The sequence below is a fragment of the Mesorhizobium sp. P2_C4 genome, from assembly GCF_056404575.1.
Genome location: NZ_JBFUDT010000007.1, coordinates 130108 through 146824, shown reverse-complemented (window position 1 = coordinate 146824; position 16717 = coordinate 130108). Strand labels below are relative to the sequence as shown.

At 63.4% G+C, this 16717-nt stretch carries 18 protein-coding genes; 7 read left to right on the top strand and 11 right to left on the bottom strand.

What is annotated here, in order from left to right:
* Window positions 1-19: 19 nt before the first annotated feature.
* Genes AC1DX6_RS24280 through AC1DX6_RS24270 form a run of 3 tightly spaced genes read right to left on the bottom strand, consistent with a single transcriptional unit; the run spans window position 20 to window position 2641 of the window.
* On the bottom strand, window positions 20-1102 hold the full coding sequence (locus tag AC1DX6_RS24280; RefSeq protein ID WP_477318020.1) for an ABC transporter substrate-binding protein: 1083 nt from the start codon (window positions 1100-1102) through the stop codon (window positions 20-22).
* A 45-nt stretch (window positions 1103-1147) separates the two neighbouring features.
* The gene (gene betI, locus AC1DX6_RS24275) at window positions 1148-1825 is read right to left on the bottom strand and encodes a transcriptional regulator BetI (RefSeq protein ID WP_477318301.1); all 678 of its coding nucleotides are present in this window, start codon (window positions 1823-1825) and stop codon (window positions 1148-1150) included.
* 15 nt (window positions 1826-1840) lie between these two features.
* Window positions 1841-2641, bottom strand: a complete 801-nt coding sequence (locus AC1DX6_RS24270) for a class I SAM-dependent methyltransferase (protein ID WP_477318018.1) — start codon at window positions 2639-2641, stop codon at window positions 1841-1843.
* A 200-nt stretch (window positions 2642-2841) separates the two neighbouring features.
* Here AC1DX6_RS24270 and AC1DX6_RS24265 point away from each other — a divergent pair, with 200 nt between their 5' ends.
* The 4 genes from AC1DX6_RS24265 to AC1DX6_RS24250 are packed head-to-tail and all read left to right on the top strand — an operon-like array spanning window position 2842 to window position 7539.
* Window positions 2842-4461 (top strand): phytoene desaturase family protein, encoded by a 1620-nt coding sequence (locus AC1DX6_RS24265; protein WP_477318016.1) that lies wholly within the window; start codon window positions 2842-2844, stop codon window positions 4459-4461.
* A complete protein-coding gene (locus AC1DX6_RS24260) occupies window positions 4448-6013 on the top strand; it encodes a phytoene desaturase family protein (RefSeq protein ID WP_477318014.1) in 1566 nt (521 codons plus the stop codon). The genes AC1DX6_RS24265 and AC1DX6_RS24260 overlap by 14 nt, the downstream gene beginning before the upstream one ends.
* A gap of 3 nt (window positions 6014-6016) precedes the next feature.
* Window positions 6017-7276 (top strand): aminomethyl transferase family protein, encoded by a 1260-nt coding sequence (locus AC1DX6_RS24255; protein WP_477318012.1) that lies wholly within the window; start codon window positions 6017-6019, stop codon window positions 7274-7276.
* A 2-nt stretch (window positions 7277-7278) separates the two neighbouring features.
* Entirely contained in the window at window positions 7279-7539 is a 261-nt protein-coding gene (locus tag AC1DX6_RS24250; protein ID WP_477318010.1) for a hypothetical protein, read from the top strand.
* 10 nt (window positions 7540-7549) lie between these two features.
* Here AC1DX6_RS24250 and AC1DX6_RS24245 read toward each other — a convergent pair whose 3' ends face one another.
* The 5 genes from AC1DX6_RS24245 to AC1DX6_RS24225 all read right to left on the bottom strand — a co-directional run bounded on the left by AC1DX6_RS24245 (window position 7550) and on the right by AC1DX6_RS24225 (window position 11102).
* Complete coding sequence (locus AC1DX6_RS24245) at window positions 7550-7966, bottom strand: VOC family protein (protein ID WP_477318008.1); 417 nt, start codon at window positions 7964-7966, stop codon at window positions 7550-7552.
* Window positions 7967-8023: 57 nt separating this feature from the next.
* Window positions 8024-9082 carry a dipeptidase gene (locus AC1DX6_RS24240; protein WP_477318006.1) on the bottom strand — a complete coding sequence of 353 codons (1059 nt, stop codon included), beginning with the start codon at window positions 9080-9082 and terminating at the stop codon, window positions 8024-8026.
* Window positions 9083-9240: 158 nt separating this feature from the next.
* The gene (locus AC1DX6_RS24235; protein WP_477318004.1) at window positions 9241-9540 is read right to left on the bottom strand and encodes a GNAT family N-acetyltransferase; all 300 of its coding nucleotides are present in this window, start codon (window positions 9538-9540) and stop codon (window positions 9241-9243) included.
* Window positions 9533-10165 (bottom strand): alpha/beta hydrolase, encoded by a 633-nt coding sequence (locus AC1DX6_RS24230; protein WP_477318002.1) that lies wholly within the window; start codon window positions 10163-10165, stop codon window positions 9533-9535. The genes AC1DX6_RS24235 and AC1DX6_RS24230 overlap by 8 nt, the downstream gene beginning before the upstream one ends.
* A gap of 4 nt (window positions 10166-10169) precedes the next feature.
* Entirely contained in the window at window positions 10170-11102 is a 933-nt protein-coding gene (locus AC1DX6_RS24225; RefSeq protein ID WP_477318000.1) for a VOC family protein, read from the bottom strand.
* 234 nt (window positions 11103-11336) lie between these two features.
* Here AC1DX6_RS24225 and AC1DX6_RS24220 point away from each other — a divergent pair, with 234 nt between their 5' ends.
* Together AC1DX6_RS24220 and AC1DX6_RS24215 are read left to right on the top strand one after the other, a co-directional pair.
* Window positions 11337-12914: an alkaline phosphatase family protein gene (locus AC1DX6_RS24220; RefSeq protein ID WP_477317998.1), complete on the top strand. Its 1578-nt coding sequence runs from the start codon at window positions 11337-11339 to the stop codon at window positions 12912-12914.
* Window positions 12915-13024: 110 nt separating this feature from the next.
* Window positions 13025-13945, top strand: a complete 921-nt coding sequence (locus AC1DX6_RS24215; RefSeq protein ID WP_477317996.1) for a diacylglycerol/lipid kinase family protein — start codon at window positions 13025-13027, stop codon at window positions 13943-13945.
* Here AC1DX6_RS24215 and AC1DX6_RS24210 read toward each other — a convergent pair.
* The gene (locus AC1DX6_RS24210) at window positions 13927-14136 is read right to left on the bottom strand and encodes a hypothetical protein (RefSeq protein ID WP_477317994.1); all 210 of its coding nucleotides are present in this window, start codon (window positions 14134-14136) and stop codon (window positions 13927-13929) included. The genes AC1DX6_RS24215 and AC1DX6_RS24210 overlap by 19 nt on opposite strands.
* A gap of 151 nt (window positions 14137-14287) precedes the next feature.
* Between AC1DX6_RS24210 and AC1DX6_RS24205 the strand changes: the two genes are divergently transcribed.
* Window positions 14288-15820 carry a sensor histidine kinase gene (locus AC1DX6_RS24205; RefSeq protein ID WP_477317992.1) on the top strand — a complete coding sequence of 511 codons (1533 nt, stop codon included), beginning with the start codon at window positions 14288-14290 and terminating at the stop codon, window positions 15818-15820.
* Window positions 15821-15824: 4 nt separating this feature from the next.
* On the opposite strand, the gene AC1DX6_RS24200 is transcribed toward AC1DX6_RS24205, so the two are convergent.
* Window positions 15825-16289: a hypothetical protein gene (locus AC1DX6_RS24200; protein WP_477317990.1), complete on the bottom strand. Its 465-nt coding sequence runs from the start codon at window positions 16287-16289 to the stop codon at window positions 15825-15827.
* A gap of 11 nt (window positions 16290-16300) precedes the next feature.
* Window positions 16301-16627, bottom strand: coding sequence for an ElaB/YgaM/YqjD family protein (locus tag AC1DX6_RS24195; RefSeq protein WP_477317988.1), 327 nt, complete (start codon window positions 16625-16627; stop codon window positions 16301-16303).
* Window positions 16628-16717: the final 90 nt, after the last annotated feature.

Genomic DNA, 16717 nt, shown 5'->3' with positions numbered 1-16717 from the left:
GAGAGGCGCAAAACAGAGCTCAATAGCCGGCTTTGATCTTCTCGAACTCGGCGATCATCTTGAGCTTGAGTTCCGACGGGACCGGCGACTGGAACAGCGTCTTGTCGACGAATTTCCCGACGTCGTCATAGCCCTTTTCCTTCAAGACGGCCTGGTCGACGCCGGCCATGCCCTTGGCGTTGGCCTGGCCATAACCCCAGTCCTTGACCAGCACCTTGGCAGTCTCCGGATCATTGATGGCGTTCAGATAGTCATAGGCCTTGTCGATATTGCCCGGCGCATCCTTGAACAGCACATAGCCGCAGACCCAGGTCGAAATGCCTTCGTCGGTGTCCTTCTTGGACTTGATCGGCACGCCGGCGGCGACCGACTGCACCGTGGCGTCATTCCACGCCCAGGCGAGGTCAACCTCGCCGCCGCTCAACAGCTGGACGACGTCAGTGGTGTCGGTCCAGTAGGAGCGAACATTCTTGTGCACCTGGCGCAGGAAGTCCGACGCCTGCTTGAACTGGTCGTCGGTCATCTTGGTCCAGTCCTTGAGGCCGATGGCGAGGCTGGCCAGCGCGTAGGCGTCATCGACATTGTCGCCGATCGAAACCCGGCCCTTGAACTTCGGATCGGCGAAGGCCTTCAGCGACTGCACCTCCTTTTCGTCGATCTTGGAGGTGTTGAAGGTGACCTGCGTGTTGCCCCAGTCCCAAGGCATGAACCAGGCCTTGCCGTCGTCGGTGGTGGCGAGGTTCTTCATCGCCATGATGCCGGGATTGAGGTCTTTCCAGCCGGTTATTTTCGAGGTGTCGAGCGGCTGCAGCAGTCCTGCCTCACGCCATTTGGTCACGCTTTGCGAACAGGGATGACCGAGATCAGCCTTGAAGCCGGAGCGGACCTTTTCGAACGCCTCATCCTCATCGCCGAAGAAGGCGAAGGTCGGCGAGTCGCCGTTCTTCTCGACATATTTCGGATGGAAGCTTGGGTCCTCGTAGCCGGACCAGTCGAACACGATCAGGTCCTTGTCGGCGGCCACCGCAATCGCCGCCGCCGAAGCGGCGAGGGTTCCGGCGAGTGCTAAAGTCAGTGTCAGGCGTCTGGTTATTTTTCTCATTACAGTTCCTCCTCTTTGTCGCCGGCTCGATTGGCTGGCTTCTGGTTATCGGTAGTGCTTGGGAAAGGCCGCGGCGAGGAATACGTTCGCCGCTTGCAGGGCGGTTTCGCGTGTGGTGTCTTCCGTTCCCATCATCAGCCGCAGCCACAACCCTTCCAGCATGGCCGACAGCGCCAGCGCCATCACCTGCGGCTCATAGGCATAGCCGCCGCTCTGTTTGAGCGTCGTGCAGAGATCGATGAAGACCTGCTGGTAGTACGCGTCGCGGGAACTGCTCAGCGCCTGATAAACCGGCCGCGACTTGGCCTCGCCCCAGAAGGCGAGCCAGGCGGCGAGCTTGCGCTTGTTGCAGATCGAGCGGTCGAAGTCGGCCCAAACCAGCACCTGCAATTGGCGGGCCGGATCATCACCGGCTTTCTGCAGAGAAGCACGCCAATGCGCCGAATACTCGTCATACATGTGCTGCAGCGTCGCGATCAGCAGCTTTTCCTTGCTCTCGAAATGAAAGTTGACGATGCCGCGCGACAGGCCGGCGCCATCGGCGACATCGGCCATCGTCGTCTCCGCGTAGCCGCGCTTGGCCAGCGAATCGATGGTCGCCTCGATCAGCTGCAGCTGCCTGACTTCCTTCGATGCCTTACGGCCGCGTTTCTCCGGTTCGCCCTTTCCGGAAATGTCCAGAGATCGCTCGTCGCGCGCTGCAGCTTTCATCGGTGCCGTCATGCTCCACATTGCCGGCTATCCCACCATAGCCGGCTTCCACCCGCGAAGATGAGTGGGACGGTGCTCACCACTGTCAAGCACCTTCTGCATGGCTTCCCAGGTTCGTATGTTCTTGTCGACATAGGCTGCTCCGACCGCCGCCGCGACCGTCGGATAGAGCGGGCCTTTGAGCCTCTCGAGCTCGCCGCGCGCAACATCGCGATACCAGGGATTGCGGTCGCGCACGGTGACATCGGCAAAGCCGGCGAGGCGCATCGCCTGCGCATAGCGCGCCGGCGAAGCCATGGTGAAGGACAGCCCCTCCGCCGCGACATAGGCCTTCATCTGAGGCGACGGTTCGCCGTCATGCGAGATCATCCAGTTCGATGCCGCAAAGACGCCACCCGGCTTCAGCACGCGGAATATCTCGACAAACAGCGCGTCCTTGTCCGGCACATGCAAAAGCGCGTCCTTGGAGAACACGACATCGAAAGCGCCGTCGGTGAAAGGCAGCGGTCCGGGCGGTGCCTGGACAAAGCTGGCGCGGTCCGAAAGCCCATGCGCAGAGGCACGCTTCCTGGCCGCCTCGATCACCGGACGCTCGATATCGAAGCCGGTGGCGTGCGCAGCGCCGTGGCGCTCGATCAGATGCAACGCGATGCCGCCTGAGCCGCAGCCAATATCGAGGATGGTCTTGCCCTTCAGCGAGAGCCCTTCGATCACCCGGTCGACCTCGTCCGGCCCGCCCGGCGACAGATAGCCGTCGCCCCAAAGCGCCTCGAGAAAGCGGATCGCGGTGTCGTCATATTCCGGCTCGGCATCTGCCGTTTCGATCATCAGACCTCAGTCCCGTCGGCCGAATTGCGCAGGTTCGAATGCCGGCAAAGCGTAGCGCATTAACGGGAAAACGCAACATCATTTGTTGAACATTCATTCAGAATGACTGGACAGAATGGCCGCTGCCGTGCCAAATTCCGCGCATTCGGGGACAGATCACGCAAAAATGAAGGGTCGAGCACAATGAAGGCTGGGCGCGAATGAAGGCTTGGGATGCGATCATTATCGGCGGCGGTCACAACGGGCTGGTCAACGCCTGCTACCTGCAGCGCGCCGGGCTCGATGTGCTGGTGGTCGAGAAGAACGGCTGGGTCGGCGGCGCCGCCACCAGCCGCGAGCTGACACCAGGCTTCCTCTATTCCAACTGCTCCTATGTCTGCTCGCTGTTTCGCCCCGAGATCATGCGCGACCTCGAACTGCCCCGCTTCGGCCTGCAGGTGATCTCCTATGAGGGCGGCGCTGTGTTCACCCGCGACGGCGACTACCTCGCCAACTACCGCGACCACGATGCGCACCGGCGCGAATTCGCCCGCTTTTCCAAGCGCGATGCCGAGGCCTATGACCGCTATTCGCGCGACGTGACGCGCCAGTGCCGCTTCATCCAGCCGCTGCTGATGCGCACCGCACCCGACCCGACCAGTTTTCGGCCGCGCGACATCGGCGAGTTGCTCTATCTCGGCAAGAAATTCGCGGGGCTCTCGGCCGAGGAAATGGCACTGACATTGCGCTTCTGGACCATGTCGATCTCGGAGTTCCTCGACGAATATTTCGAGACCGATGTGATCAAGGCCAACTTCGCTTTGTCCGGCATTATCGGCACCGCGCTTGGGCCGATGTCACCGGGCACCGCCTATGTGCTTCTGCACCACTATATGGGCGAGGTCGATGGTTCGGTCGGCGCGTGGGGCTATGCGCGCGGCGGCATGGGTGCGGTGACCAAGGCGCTCGCCGCGTCCTTCCAGGCTTCGGGCGGCACCATCCGCACCGGCGCCGAGGTCGACCATGTGCTGGTCAGCAAGGGCAAAGCCAAAGGTGTCGTTCTGGCCGGCGGCGAGGAGATCTACGGCAAGCTTGTCGTCTCCAACGCCGACGTGAAACGCACCTTCCTCAAGCTGGTCGAGGAGAAGGAACTGCCCGACATCTTCCTGCGCCGGGTGAAGAACTTCAAGATTCGCGGCTCCTCGGGCAAGGTCAACATCGCGCTCGATTCGCTGCCCGAATTCCCGGCGCTGCCGAAGGATTCGCCGGTCTATCGCGGCGACATGCATTTCACCGATTCGATGGAGCGCATGGAGCGCGCCTATGACGACTGGAAGGCCGGGCGTTGGTCGGCCGATCCGTTCCTCGACATGGTCATCCCGACGACGCTCGACCCGACCATGGCTCCGTCAGGCAAGCATTTCATGAGTTGCTTCGTGCAATACGCCCCGCCCAAGATTGGCGGTCGCGACTGGACCGATGCCGATCGCGATGGTTTCGCCGAAAGTGTGATTGCGCAGATATCAGATTATTCGCCCGGCTTCCGCGACCGCATCGTCCATATGGAAGTGCGCACGCCGCGCGAGATCGAGGCCGAAGTCGGCCTCACCGAAGGCAACATCTTCCAGGGCGAACTGACCTTCGACCAGCTTTTGTTCAACCGTCCGGTGCCGGGCTACGCGCAATACCGTTCGCCGGTCGGCGGCCTCTATATGTGCGGCTCCTCGACCCATCCCGGCGGCGGCGTCATGGGTGCGCCGGGCCGCAATGCCGCGGCCGAAATCCTGCGCGACCTCGCCAAATCCACCTCGCATATGAGCCCGGCCCATGACGTCATTTGATACGATCATCATCGGCGGCGGCCACAACGGCCTCGTCGCCGCCGCCGTTCTGGCGAAGAGCGGCCGCAAGGTGCTGGTGCTGGAAGCCGCCGGCGACGTCGGCGGCGCCGCGCGAACCGAGGAATTCGCACCCGGCTTTCGCGTCTCCTCCATCGCCCATGTGCTGAACCGCTTGCATCCCGAAGTGGTGAAGACGCTGCAGCTGGAAAAACACGGATTGCAGATCGAACGCAGCGATTTCGTGCCGTCGATGGCACTGTCGAAGGACGGCCCGCCGCTTGTCCTGCATGGCGCCTATGGCGAAGTGCTGACCGGCTCCAGCGCCTCTGAGCAGACAGCGTGGAAGGAATTGCGGGCCCAGCTGCTGCGCTATGCCGCCATCCTGAAACCGTTCCTGTCACGCCGGCCACCCGATCTTGGCGGCATGTCGCTGCTTGAAACGGCAGCACTTGGCCAGACGGCTCTGGCGCTGAAGAAACTCGGCAAGGAAGACATGCGCGATTTCCTGCGCGTGCTGCTGATGAACGTCGCCGACCTGCTCGACGAGCAGCTTGCCGATATCAGGTTGAAGGGCCTGCTCGCCTTCGATGCGACGCTGGGCAGCCATCTCGGCCCCCGCTCGCCGACCTCGCTGCTTGGTCTCTACTATCGGCTGGCCGGTGAGACCGGCGGCAAGGCCGGCGCGCAGGTGGTGCCCAAAGGCGGCGTGGGCGCGGTCGTCACCGCCATCCGCGCAGCGGCGGAACAGGCCGGTGTCACCATCCGCACCGCGTCGTCGGTGGCGAAAATCATCGTCGAGAAAGGCCGCGCCGTCGGCGTTGCGCTCGACAGCGGCGAAGTGCTTCAGGCGAAAACAATCGTTTCCGCCATCAACCCGGCGACCACTGTCCTCGATCTCGTCGGGCCGCGCGACGTCGATACCGGCTTCGCGCGCAAGGTGAAGAAAATCCGCATGAAGGGCGATGCAGCGAAGCTCCATCTGGCGCTAGACCGGCCGCCGCAATTCACCGGCGTCGATGCAGCCGGCCACAAAGGTCGTCTGGTTATCGCGCCCTCGCCCGACCATGTCGAACGCGCCTTCAATCCCTCGAAATACGGCGAGTTCTCGCCCGAGCCGGTGATGGAGATCACGCTGCCCAGCCTTGCCGATCCGTCGCTCGCGCCCGCTGGCGCCTGTGTGCTGTCGGCGGTGGTGCAGTATGCGCCGTATGCGCTGAAAGAGGGCTGGAGCGCCGGCAAGCCGAAATTCCTCACGGCGATCATGGCGCAGCTCGAAGCCTATGCGCCGGGGATCGGCAAATCCGTGCAGCACGCTGAGCTTTTGACGCCGGCCGACATCGAGACGCGCTACCGGATGCCGGGCGGCCACTGGCATCATGGCGAACTGCAGGCCGACCAGATGCTGATGTCGCGACCGGTGTCCGGCTGGTCGGGCTACGACACGCCGGTCGAAGGACTGTTCCTTGCCGGCGCCGGCTCGCATCCGGGTGGCGGTGTCTCCGGCGCACCCGGCTTGAATGCGGCGAAGCGCATTATCGCGATGAAAGGCTAGGCCATGGCACAAGCGACAAAAAAGAAGCCCAGCCCGGCAAAGACGAGCCCGCTCATCCCGGCCCGCATCGCGGCGCAATCGCATTTCCGCACGCTTCGTCTCGGCACCCCGTTCCAGCCACGCATCGATGCGCTGGCCAGGACGCAGGACTGGTACAATTGGGCCGGCTACCGCGCTCCGCATTCGCTGTGGGACGAGGAGCTCGAATATTTCGCCATCCGCAGCCAGGCCGCGCTGTTCGACATCTCGCCGATGACGAAATACCGCATCGAAGGGCCGGACGCCGAAGCCTTGCTCAACCGCGTCACGCTGCGCGATGTGGCCAAGCTCAAAACCGGTCGCGTCCACTACACCGCCTGGTGCGATGATGAGGGTTTTGTCCTCGACGACGGCACCCTGTTCCGGCTGTCGCCGACGCGCTTCCGGCTGTGCTCGCAGGAGCGGCATCTGCCCTGGCTGCTCGACAGCGCCATCGGCTTCGATGTGACGGTCGAAGAAGAGACTGAGGCCGTCGCCGGTCTGGCCCTGCAGGGCCCGACCTCGTTTGCCGTGCTGCGCGATGCCGGTTTTGCCGGCGTCGAAAAGCTGAAGGTTTTCGACCTCGCCGATTTCCCGCACGAGGGTGGCACCGTCACCATCTCGCGCACCGGCTTCACCGGCGATCTCGGCTACGAACTGTTCGTGTCCGCGGACAATGCGCTCAGTCTGTGGGACCGGCTGATGATGGCGGGCGAACTGCGCGGCATCCGTGCCATGGGCTACACCGCCTTGAACCGCGCCCGCCTCGAAGCCGGCCTGATCGTCGCCAACGCGGATTTCACCACCTCGGAGCATGCCATCCGCGCCGACCGCTTGCGCATGCCGGACGAGATCGGCCTCGGCTTCATGATCGACCTCGAAAAAGGTCACTTCAACGGCCACCGCGCCATCCTCGAAGCCCGCGCCGAGCACAAGCTGCGCCATGTACTGGTCGGGCTGGAGATCGAAGGCAACATCCCGGCAGAACACGCCGTCGTCTACTACAAGAAGTCGCAGGAGGTCGGGCTGGTCAGTGCCGCCATGTGGTCGCCGATGGCCAAGCGCAACATCGCCATCGCCTCACTGGCGCGTCCCTATGGTGATACGATGGTCGAGGACCTCTGGGTCGAGATCTACGCCATGCGCGAGCTGCAGTACCAAAAGCTGATGAAGCGGGCCAAGGTGGTGGCGCGGCCGTTCATCAAGCTCGACCGCCGCACCGCCAACCCGCCTGCGGATTTCTGAGCATGACCGACGAGGCCGACAAGCCGGATGATGACGGGGAAGTCGCCGAACAGTGGGAGCTGGTCAACACGCCGCTCGGCGAAAAATGGTCGGGCCGCACCCGCTATGCCGCCGCCATGTTCTTCTACAAGCGCGGCGAGCTGAGCGCCGAGACGCTCGAGGTCTACCGCATCTGCGCCCGGCTGGATTCCACCGATCCACTGCCCATCATCCGCGATCGCGGCATCGGCCAGGATTGGCTGCAGCGCATGGGTTTCGAATAAGCACCGCGCGTTAGGGCGCCTGCACGCCGCGGCAGACAGCGGCGAGCTTATTGCCGTCTGGATCGCGCACATAAGCTGCATAGAAGTCCGGGCTGTAGTGCAATCGCAGGCCCGGGGCACCTTCGCAACTTCCTCCATTGGCGAGGGCCGCGGCATAAAAGTCGTCGACCTCTTTCCATGATCGCGCTCTGAACGCGACCATGCTGCCATTTCCTGTTGTCGCAGCCTGTTGGTCGAATGGCTTTCCGATCCAGAATGCCAGTTCGCGCACACCGCCGTCCTCGTAGGTGCCCCATCCAGCAGAAGTGCTGTCCCAGGCAGGATCGCCGGTGATGCAGCGTTCCATGCCCAGCGGCGCTAGCGCGGCATCATAGAACACTGTGGCTCGCTTCAGGTCATTTGTTCCGAAGTAGACATATGTGAGCATGGCGCACGATTGTCCAACAAAGGGCATGGACCGTTTGCGAAAGACGGCTGGTCCACTTCACCCTATGGTTCTTTCCAGCACGTTTAACCAGTTCCGGTAAGCGATCTTCTCGATCAATGCGCGGCCGAAGCCGCGCGCGGCCAGTGCATCGATCAGTTTCGGCAGGCCGGCGACATCGCCGATCGGCGCGGGGATCATGGCGCCGTCGAAATCGGAACCCAGGCCGACGCCGTCTTCGCCCAGCGCCTGCAGCAGCGAATCGACATGGCGCACCATGATGTCGAGGCTGGTGTCGGCATTCATCCGGCCGTCTTCGCGCAGGAAGCCGGTGGCGAAGTTCAGTCCGACCATGCCGCCGGACTCACGGATCGCGCCAAGCTGCCAATCGGTGAGGTTGCGCGAATGGGTGCAGAGCGCATGCACGTTGGAGTGGGTGGCGACCAGCGGCGCATCGCTGAGCGCGGCGACATCGCGAAAGCCTTTCTCGTTGAGATGCGAGAGATCGATCATGATCTTGAGCTGGTTGCAGGCCTTGACCAGCGCCTTGCCGGCATCGGTCAGGCCCGGGCCGGTGTCGGGCGACGAGGGAAAGCGGAACGGCACGCCATTGCCGAAGGCATTCGGACGGCTCCAGACGATGCCGAGCGAGCGCAGGCCGGCTTCATGCAGCACGTCGAGCATGGTGAGCTCGGGATCGATCGCCTCGACCCCTTCGATGTGGAACACCGCTGCGATTGAGCCTTTGGCCATCGCATTGCGCACGTCATCGGCGCTGCGGCAGACAGAGAGCGCTCCGGCCCGCTCCAGCCGAAACAGGATCGAGGCCATGGCGATGGTGGACGTCAGCGCGTCAGTGCGCGGCAGTTCGGGCGGCAACGGCTCATTGTCGCTGGGTGCTGGCGGCACCGAGGCGCGCTTGGATTTCTCGACCGGCGGCGGGAAAATGGCGAACATGCCGCCGGCAAAGCCGCCCTTTTTAGCGCGCGGCAGGTCGATATGGCCGCCCGGCGTCCCCTCGATGAACAGCTTTTCGACATCGGTGTCTTTCGACTGATAGAGCCTGAGCAACGTGTCGTTGTGGCCGTCGAAGACGGGGACGAGATCGAGTTCGGACATCAAGGAGCCATTCGGTTCAAGGGGAGACGGAGCGCCAGTCTGCAGGCGAACCGTCTACTTAGGCAAGATGGCCGGGCGGCGCAAATGCCAGAGAAGGTTATCTCCTTGTGGCTGTCCGCTCTCGACCATCTTGCCGCCCGCCAAGCCGGCGAACGAACCTACTGTTTCAGCACGTCGGCCCACTCCGGATGACGCCGAAACTGGGCGTTGGCGAACGGGCAGAGCGGGATGATCTTCTTTCCCACTGCCCGCGCATCCTCGACGGCTCGGGTGACGAGGCGAAGCCCCGCACCCTGGCCACGAAATGCATCCGGCACCTCGGTGTGATCGATGATGATGATGTGTTCGCCGATCTTGGTGAAGGTCATCTCCGCCTCGGCACCATCAGGACCGCGTAGGACATAGCGGCCCTTGGAGCCGCGATCCTCCAGTTCGATCTCAGGCAGTTGGTCAGGCATTGTTTGCTCCTTCAACCGGCACGGCAGCGAAGAACCGCCGCGCCGCTTCGATCTCGTTTGGCCGCACCTCGTGGCCGCCCTCATGCCATTCCACTGTGACATCGGCGCCATCGGCGCGCAAATACGCCTCGAGCCGCGACGTCAGGTTCGGCGGGCAGATCGGGTCGCGCTTGCCGGCGCTGACCAGGATGCGGCGGCCGGCGAGACTGCCCTTCACCTCAGGCTCGAACGGGATCAGCGGATGCATCAGCACCGCCGCATTGAACAGCGACGGTGCCGCGAACACCACCGACGCCAATATGTTGGCGCCGTTGGAATAACCGAGGCCAAGCACCGAGGACGGTTTCGCCGCCTCGATATGCGCCTTGACGAAGCCGGCCATCTTCTGCGTCGCCCGCGCCAGGTCGTCCATGTCGTAGACGCCCTCGCCGGTGCGGCGGAAGAAGCGCGCCGCACCTTGTTCGGAGACATCGCCGCGCGCCGAGATGATGGTGGCTTGCGGCGCCAGATCGTGCCCCAGCGACAGCAGCTGGTTCTCGTCCGCCCCGGTGCCGTGGAAGACGAACAGCAGCGGGCCGTCAGGCGAACCGGGCAGCACCTTGTGGATGTAAGCGTCCTTGCTCATGACCTCAGCCTTCCAGCTTCTGCAGATGTTCTTCGAGATAGGGCCTGAGGTGCTGGTGCTGCGACGGCAGCTTCAGCGCTTCGCCGAGATGAGCGGTATCCTCGTCGCGGTCGAAACCCGGCTCGTTGGTGGCGACCTCGAACAGCACGCCGCCCGGCGTGCGGAAATAGATCGCCCAGAAATAATCGCGGTCGATCACCGGCGTCACCTGGTAACCGGTGTCCATCAGCGCCTTGCGCACTTCGAGCTGTTTGGCGCGGTTCTCGACGGCGAAGGCGACATGGTGGACCGAACCGGCGCCAAGATTGGCGAAACCGGCACCCGGCAGCGATTCGATGTCGACGACATCGGCGCCGTTGCCGTTCTTCACAGCCAGCCGGCTGACATTTCCTGACCTGTCGATCTCCTCGTAGCCCATGAACTTCAGCAGCTCCTCGGTGGCGCCGCCATCTTTCAGCCGGAGCGACACCGAGTGAAAGCCACGGATCGCCTCATCAGTGGGAACGCCGCCCTTGGCCCATGGCGCCCTGGTGTCAGCCTTGTCTTCGACCAGCGCGAAACCGTCGCCATCGGGACCGGCGAAGGCGAGACGCTTCTCGCCGAATGTTTCGTCGCGCGAGAGCCCGCTGACTCCCTCATCGGCAAACCGCTTTTCCCAATAGCCGAGCGTGCCCTCAGGCACCGAATAGACCGTGCTGCCGACTTCGCCGACGCCGTGGCGGCCCTTGCCGATGTTCGGGAACGGAAAATAGGTCATCACCGACCCCGGCGTGCCGAGTTCGTCCGCGTAGTAGAGATGGTAGACATCCGGCGCGTCGAAATTGACGGTCTTCTTGACCCGCCGCAGGCCGAGCTTCTTGGTGAAGAACTCATTGTTCTGGCGCGCATCCCTGGCCATCGAGGTGACGTGGTGCAGCCCTTTGATCTGGTCGAGCATTTTCCTGCTCCTTCCCTTGGTATCTGTGCGGCCCATGCCGCTGTCCACGCCAATATGAGGACCCGCCCGTCCGGATCAAAGGCAACAAACACAGAATGGACTGTGCGCTAATGGTGAACAGTGGCATTTCCTTTGTTCACACTTTGGCAAATCCGTCAGGCTTGCTTCATCGCGAAATTTCGGTTCCATGAGCGGCGCTCTTTTAGGCGCCGGATGGGGATGAGGATACTGCGATTGGCCGACAAAAACAGACGCCCGAATGTTCTCCTGATCTCTTGCGACCAGTGGCGCGGCGACTGCCTGTCGGCGGTCGGCCATCCGGTGGTGAAGACGCCGAACGCCGACGCACTGGCCGCCGAGGGCGTGCTGTTTCGGCAGCATTTTGGCGGCGCCGCACCCTGTTCGCCGGCACGCGCCTGCCTCTACACCGGGCTCTATCAAATGAACAACCGTGTCTGCCGCAATGGCACGCCGCTCGACGCCCGCCACGGCAACATCGCGCTTTCGGCGCGCAGCCTGGGTTACGATCCGACGCTGTTCGGCTACACCGACGTCTCGCTCGATCCGCGCACATTGGCGCCCGGCGACCCCAGGCTGAAAACCTATGAAGGCGTGCTGCCCGGCTTTTCCGTGCGCCAACTTCTGCCCGAGCACCAGAAGCCCTGGTTGTCCTGGCTGGCACTGCGCGGCGTCGATGCCGGCGCCGGCTTTCCCGACATCCACCGCCCCGCGGGCGAGGCCTCGGGCAACAAGATCGACGAGCCGGTCACCAATGCTCCCCCGATCTATTCGAAGGACGAAACACCGGCGGCTTTCCTGACCGGCGAATTCGTCCGCTGGCTTGGCGAACAGCAGCGCGACTGGTTCGCGCATGTCTCTTTCCTCAGCCCGCATCCGCCCTTCATCGTGCCGGGGCCCTACAACACCCTATATGATCCGACCGACGGTCCAGCCTTCCGCCGCGCCGCAAGCTGGCAGACCGAAGCCGGGAGCCACCCCTATCTCGCTTACGGCATGGGCCGGCAGCAGCGGGCGAATTTCCGTCCTGGCGCCGAGGGCATGGTGCGCGACTGGGGCGACGACAATTTCCGCCGCATCCGCGCGCTCTACTACGGCATGATCTCGGAGGTGGACGCGCAGCTTGGCCGCATCTGGCAAGCGGTCAAGGCGGCGGGCGCCTGGGATGACACCATCATCGTGCTGACCTCCGACCATGCCGAGATGATGGGCGACCATTTCATGCTCGGCAAGGGCGGCTTCTTCGACGGCAGCTTTCACATCCCGCTGATCATCCGTGACCCGCGCTATGGCAAGGCGGCCGGTACGAGCATCGACCGCTTCACCGAGGCGGTCGACATCGCGCCGACGCTGCTCGACCTGCTCGGCGAGGCTCCGCCGCCACATCTCGACGGCCGTTCGCTGAAGCCATTCCTGGCGAACGAGACGCCTGAGGACTGGCGTGACGCCGCGCATTGGGAATTCGATTTCCGCTCGATTGCCGAGGGTGAGGCGGAGCGGCATTTCGGCATCGGCCCGCGCCAGTGCAACCTAGCCGTCATCCGCACGAAGGAGTTCAAATATGTGCATTTCGGTGGCGGCCTGCCGCCGCTGCTGTTCGACCTGAAGAAGGGTCCCGGAGAGCTGAACAATGTCGCCACCGATCCGGCCTATGTCGCTGTGCGGCTGGAGTTTGCCGAACGGCTGCTCGCCTGGCGGGCCGAGCATCTCGACCAGTCGCTGGCGCTTGCCGAACTGACAGAAGCTGGCGTTGCCGGTCATGTCGCCGGCCTGCCGCTTTCCGGAACGCGGTAGAGCTCGCACAGATTTCCCCTCGTCAGGCGGAACCTTTCGTCCGCCGCTCCGTTTCAGCCTTTGGCTGGGACTTTTGCCAGCTCAATGATTGCAGGCATACGGAGTGGGGCATGCGATTTGCGGCGGTGCTGAACCGGGACGGCGGCACCTTGCGGACGACCGATCTTCTAGCCTTTTCCGACCGGATGCGTCAGACGCTGGAGGCGGCTAGCCACTTCATCGATATCGACATCGTCGCCGGCAAAGACGTTGAGGCAGCGCTCGCAAAGACTGTCGCACGGCGCGGCATTGACATTGTGCTGGCGGGCGGCGGCGACGGCACCATTTCGGCCGCGGCAGCTCGGCTGATGAATGGCAAGAAGGCCTTGGCGATATTGCCGGCGGGCACCATGAACCTGTTTGCCCGCGGGCTCGGCATCCCGCAGACCCTCGACGCGGCACTGAAATCATTCGCCGACGGCGAGGTCATCGCCGTCGACATCGCAAGTGCCAATGGCAGGCCTTTCGTGCATCAATTCTCGATCGGCATGCATGCCAGGATGGTGCAGCTGCGCCAGAACATGGAATTCGGCTCGCGGCTGGGAAAGATCCGCGCCTCGGCAAAAGCCGCCTGGTCGACAATCAACGACCCACCGGCGATGAAGGTGACCCTGACCGTCGGCAAAGCCGAGATCGTGACGCGCATCACCGGCATCGGCGTCACCAACAATCTGTTTGGCGAGGGCCACTTGCCCTACGCCGACAACCCGGCGGGCGGCGTGCTTGGCATCTACGTCACCGTGGCTAGGCAGCGCCGCGAACTGGCCAAGTTCTTGTTCGACGTGGCGCGCGGCAAATGGCGCGACAACGAGCATGTCGAGATCCACCAGGCCGAGCGGGCGATCCTGAATATCCATTCGCCAGTCAAGAAATTCCGCGCCGTCATCGATGGCGAACTGGTCAAACTTGACCGCGAGACGACGATCGAAATTCATCCCGGCGTGCTGAAGGTGCTGGTGCCGCGACGCGCGGCTCAGGCCAAGGCCGCCTGATGTCCATCAAGCCGCGAACCCTGGCCGTTGGGCGTCTGCCCCTGGTTGGCGGGCGTACCGATCATCTCGCCATAGATTTCGGCGATGCCCCAGCCGACGAACACCAGAAGCAGCGCGGCAATCAGGATGCGCAAGCCATGTCGCCCCCAGCCTCCCTGACGGGCTTTGTTTTCAGGAATGATCTTGACCAAGGCCGGCCTCCATATCGTCTGGCGCCGACAGGCGTGTCTGGCAAAGCATGGTCGGGTAACGATTCTCCGCTACAAAAGTTCCGGATACTGAAGCCAGCGGCCAGCCGTCGGTGCGGCACATGCAGGCTGCAGGCAAGTTATTGGGGGCTTGGTGGATAGCAAGGTACAGAAGCCGCCGGGTCTGCCGGCCGATGTCCGCCGCGCGGTAAACGCCGAGGACCGGCTTGCCGTGTTGCACAGCCTCGATGCGCTCGACACCGCGGCCGATCCCGACTTCGATCGCATCAGCCGGCTGGCCGCCGCTGTGATGCAAACGCCGATTGCACTGGTCACGCTGCTCGATGTCGAGCGGCAATGGTTCAAGGCCTGCTTCGGCCTGGACGAGACCGAAACGGCAACCAACATCTCGTTTTGCGCCCATGCGATCGCCGCCGGCGACGAGCCGATGGTGGTGCCGGATGCCACAATCGATCCACGTTTTTCAAACAATCCGCTGGTCACTGGAGAGCACCATGTCCGCTTCTATGCCGGCGCACCGATGGTGGTGGCAGGCGCGCGGATCGGTACGCTCTGCGTGCTCGACCGAAAGCCGCACGCACATCCTTCCGCCGCCAAGCTCGACCAGCTCAAGAACCTGGCCGCGCTTGCCGCCAGCCTGTTCACCTTGAAGGACGCCACCCGCAACGGCGCGCTGGCCGAAGCAGCACTGGTGCGCGAGGAAAAGCGCCGCGCCATCGCGCTCGATGCCGCTTCGCTTGCCAGCTGGGCGTGGGACATCCGCACCGACATGATCGAATGCGACGTGCTTTTGTCGGAGCTGTTCAACCTGCCGCGTTCGAACCGGCTGAAGGCACGCGACATTCTTGGCGCCATCGACCCGCGCGATGTCTACCAGACCGAGACGCGCTTTCGCGACGCTCTGACCGGCAGTGACGACTATTTCGGCGAGTACCGTGTGAAAGGCTTCAATCCACCGCGATGGATCGCCACGCGCGGCCGTGTCATCGAGCGCGACGACGACGGCAAGCCGACGCTGATCTTCGGCGTCAACTACGACATCACTGAGCGCAAGCTCGGCGACGAGCGGCAAAGGCTCTTGCTGCGCGAGTTGAACCACCGCGTCAAGAATACGTTGGCGACCGTGCAAGCGCTGGCGACGCAGACCGTCCGCCATGCCCGTCAGCCGAGCGAATTTCTCGAGGCTTTCGGCGCCAGGCTGCAGGCCCTGGGTGCCGCCCACAATCTGTTGTCGGATCGCGAATGGCGCGGCATCGGCATTGCCGAACTGGTGCAGATCGAAGTGAAACCGTTCGACAGCGTCTCGCAGCCGCGCATGGCGATCTCCGGCGCCGACCTCCTGCTTTCACCCGATCAGGCCGTTGGGCTCGGCCTGATCCTGCACGAGCTGGCCAGTAACGCGCTGCAATACGGGTCACTGTCGGTGGCTTCGGGAAAGGTTCAGCTCGACTGGAAGACACAGGGCAAGAAGGGGGCACAGCGCCTGATATTGACCTGGCGCGAAAGCGGCGGCCCGCCAGTCTCCGTTCCCGAGCGCCATGGCTTCGGCTCGATCCTGATCCGCCGCAGCCTAGCCAAGGTCATCTCCAGCGAGGTGACCCACGAATTCCGCCCGGAGGGCGTGTTCGCCGAGATATCTATGCCGCTCGAGGACCTGTCGAAGTGACGGACTAGCTATCGTCTCCGCCATCCGGATCGTCAGGATCGGGCTTTACGTTCTCGCGATAGATGGCGTAGGCGGCGAGCGCCACCGCCGGGCCGAGTATCACACCCAACCCGCCTTTGCCCTTGAGCAGCGCCGGCAGCACGGCGAGGGCCGCTGTGATGCCGATCGCCTTCATATCGGCGTTGCGCCGTCTGGCGCGGCGCCGTGCGCGCGAACCGGCCGATATCTGGTGAATAAGCAGGATGAGCCCGGTGATCACCAGGAAGCCGGCCCCGAAGCCGAGGCAGGCTGCCAGCGAGCCATAGCGATCGGCAGCCCAGATATAGGCAGCTCCGAGCAGGAAGCCGAGACCGCAGAGCGCCGTAATTGCTGCGAGCCCATAGACAATTGCCGCCGTGCGCGCGCGGCGCATGGCGGCAACGGTTTCGCCCGAGGCGAAAGCCGAGATCAACGATGCCAGCATTCCCATCTGGACAGGAACTAGCGCCGCGCCAGAAGCGCGAAGAGAAAACCGACGCCGGCTGCGATCGCCAGCGACGTTACCGGCTTCTCACGCACGCTTGCCATCATCTGCGCTTCAATGTCCTTGGCGCTGCCGCGCAGATTGTCGAAGGTTGCCTCGCCCTGGGCGCGCAATTGCTCGACACCTTCGGTGGCGGCGCGCCGGGCGGTGCCATAGCCATGTTCGCCGGTCTTGGCCAACTGCTTGGTGAGTTTTTCGATATCGGCCTTCAATTGCTTGATGTCGGCTTCGAGGTCCGAATTCGCCCGGCTGTCACCAGCGGTTTTTCCTGCGGCAGTTGCCATTGCTTAACTCCTTGCGTTTGCTTGGTTTCAAACGCTCGATACAGGCCAAGGTTCCGAAATCGGAACAAGCGCCATCAAAAGATGTTTCAC